Annotated in this window: 2 protein-coding genes; one reads left to right on the plus strand and one right to left on the minus strand. The window is 71.5% G+C overall.

The window, feature by feature from the left end; translation table 11 throughout:
* The first annotated feature begins 69 nt into the window (after positions 1-69).
* Positions 70-1,065, plus strand: a complete 996-nt coding sequence (locus tag RIF89_RS14575) for a stage II sporulation protein M (RefSeq protein WP_309069791.1) — start codon at positions 70-72, stop codon at positions 1,063-1,065.
* 11 nt (positions 1,066-1,076) lie between these two features.
* Here RIF89_RS14575 and RIF89_RS14580 read toward each other — a convergent pair whose 3' ends face one another.
* The gene (locus tag RIF89_RS14580) at positions 1,077-1,865 is read right to left on the minus strand and encodes an aquaporin (RefSeq protein ID WP_309069792.1); all 789 of its coding nucleotides are present in this window, start codon (positions 1,863-1,865) and stop codon (positions 1,077-1,079) included.
* Positions 1,866-1,895 lie beyond the last annotated feature (30 nt).

Here is a 1,895-nt window from a genome sequence, read left to right on the forward strand (position 1 = left end):
TGTCGACGCGCGGCGCGACGGAGGTCATCCCGGGGCCGTGGCCAGTCGACATGCGTACAGTAAATCACTGTGGACCTCGACGCTCTGACGACCGCCCGGCGGCAGGAATGGGCGCGCCTGGACGAGCTGTCCCAGCGCCGCCGCCTCTCGGGCGCCGAGGTCGACGAGCTCGTGGCGCGCTATCAGGCGGCGTCGGCGGACCTCGCGGATCTCAAGACGTCCGCCGGGCGCACGCCGCAGGGCGATCACGTGTCGACGATCCTCTCGCGAGCGCGGCTGGCTCTCACGGGCGCGTCCGACAACGTGCTGCGGCAGCTGCCGCGCTTCTTCCTGCACCAGCTGCCGGCCGCGCTGTATCGCGTTCGGTGGTCGACGCTCGCGATCGCGCTGTCGTTCATCGCGGTCGTCGCGCTCTCGGGCGCGTGGATCGCGGGGGATCCGGCGCTGGTCGCGACCCTGGGCTCGGAGGCGCAGCTCGAGCAGTACGCCGAGAACGACTTCACCGCGTACTACACCGAGAACCCCGCGGCGGTGTTCGCGGGGATGGTGTGGACGAACAACGCCTGGATCGCCGCGCAGGCCGTGCTCTTCGGCGTGACAGGGATCTTCCCGCTCTACGTCCTCGTGCAGAACGCCGTCGGGCTCGGCACCGCGGCCGCGGTCATGACGGCGTACGACCGGCTCGACGTGATGATCCTGTACATCCTGCCGCACGGTCTGCTCGAGATGACGTGCATCTTCGTGGCGGGAGCGGCGGGGCTCCACACCTTCTGGGCGTGGGTGGCGCCCGGACCCCGCACGCGAACGACGGCGCTCGCCGCCGAGGGCCGCGCGCTCGCGACCGTCGCGATCGGACTGATCTTCGCGCTCGCGCTCGCCGGCGCGGTCGAGGGGTTCGTGACCGGTCAGCCGTGGCCGTGGTGGTTGAAGATCGGCATCGGCGCACTGGCACTCGGCGTGCTGCTGTTCTGGATGCTGTTCCTCGGCCGGCGTGCCGCGCGCGCGGGCGAGACGGGCGACCTCACCGAGTACGAGGCAGGCACCCCCACGCTCGTCGCCGGCTGACCCGCGCGGGCTCAGCTGCGCGTGGTGTCGAGCAGTGAGCGGTAGGCGACGCCCGCGAGCATCGCGCCGGCGATGGGGAACAGGATGAACACCCACAGCTGCAGCAGCGCCTCGCCGCCGCCGTAGATCGCGGAGGCGATCGAGCGTGCGGGGTTCACCGATGTGTTGTCCACCGGGATGCTGATGAAGTGGATGAGCGCGAGCGAGAGGCCGATCGCGAGGCCCGCGAGCGACGGGTTGCCGCGCGTGGGGTGGGTCACCCCCAGGATGATCAGCACGAACAGGCCCGTGAGGACCACCTCCGCGATCATCGCGGCCGGCATGCCGAAGCCCGCGGGGGAGAGGTTGTCCCAGCCGTTGCTCGCGAAGCCGGCGTCCTGAGCCGTGGTGATCCAGTTCGCGGGGCCGAACGTGCCGATCAGCACGAGCAGGGTCGTGGCGATCACGCCGCCGATCACCTGCGCGATGATGTAGCCGCCGGCCTCGCGCCACGGGAAGCGCCCGGCGGCGGCGAGGCCCAGGGTGACGGCGGGGTTGAAGTGACCGCCCGAGATCGGACCGAACGCATAGGCGCCCGCCACGACCGTGAGCCCGAACGCGAGCGCGACGGCCGTGTACACGGCCGCGGGCGTGTCGACGAAGTGGTTCGAGGCGAAGACGGCCGTGCCGACGCCGCCGAACACCAGCAGGAGCGTGCCGAACGTCTCCGCCACCAGCTTCGCGCTCGTGGCCGGCGCGGACGGCGGGGTGTGCGCCAGCTCGGTCGGCTCGATGGGCCGCTCGGGGTTCGGATCGGACATGCGCGTTCCTCTCGTCGGTTCCACGGTGGG

The sequence above is a fragment of the Microbacterium sp. genome, assembly GCF_031178525.1.
In the GTDB taxonomy this organism is placed as follows: domain Bacteria; phylum Actinomycetota; class Actinomycetes; order Actinomycetales; family Microbacteriaceae; genus Microbacterium.

Coding starts and splice junctions, on each gene's coding strand:
- RIF89_RS14580 (WP_309069792.1), bottom strand. CDS start 1,865: ATGTCCGATCCGAACCCCGAGCGGCCCATCGAGCCGACCGAGCTGGCG.